Raw genomic sequence first — 522 nt, forward strand, 5'->3', positions numbered from 1 at the left:
CAACTCTGGAAAATGCGTCAAGCATTGAACTCTCCCTATTATAATGAAGGACTTCACTGTTTGAGCTGTCAAATAAATTGGCGAGCCGATGTATTAGTATCGAAAGTACAATATAAAATATATTACGAGATAAATAGCTAAGAAAGTAATAATCTGTAATATTTACTGACTAAAGTGAGAATTTATTATTACGTACTTAATAATGTTATCTCTTAACAACATTGTTCTAAGCGTTTCTGACAGTAAATTTCGAGACTGCTCAAGATTTAGTGGCTCAATTTTTTGCTTATACAAGACCAATTCGAATTCTTGTTCAAGACTTAATTGATTAGAGATATTCATAATTTATAAAATTTTTATACCTAATTAAAAACTTGATTTTTTGTAAAAATGAATACTTCTACGTAAAGAAATACTCTTAAAATTCCAAAAATTATAGAATATAAAAATTCTTTTTTTGTTACGAACTACATTTTCGTAGTATACTTTTTTTTGCATAGTTACACAAAATGATCAATTGGG

At 27.0% G+C, this 522-nt stretch carries 1 protein-coding gene; it reads right to left on the reverse strand.

The features are described 5' to 3' along the window. Positions 1 to 162: 162 nt before the first annotated feature. Positions 163 to 342: a hypothetical protein gene (locus tag ABD944_RS42605; protein WP_425550335.1), complete on the reverse strand. Its 180-nt coding sequence runs from the start codon at positions 340 to 342 to the stop codon at positions 163 to 165. Positions 343 to 522: the final 180 nt, after the last annotated feature.

This window comes from Actinomadura verrucosospora (genome assembly GCF_039540335.1).
Lineage (GTDB): Bacteria > Actinomycetota > Actinomycetes > Streptosporangiales > Streptosporangiaceae > Spirillospora > Spirillospora verrucosospora.

Coding starts and splice junctions, on each gene's coding strand:
- ABD944_RS42605 (WP_425550335.1), bottom strand. CDS start 342: ATGAATATCTCTAATCAATTAAGTCTTGAACAAGAATTCGAATTGGTC.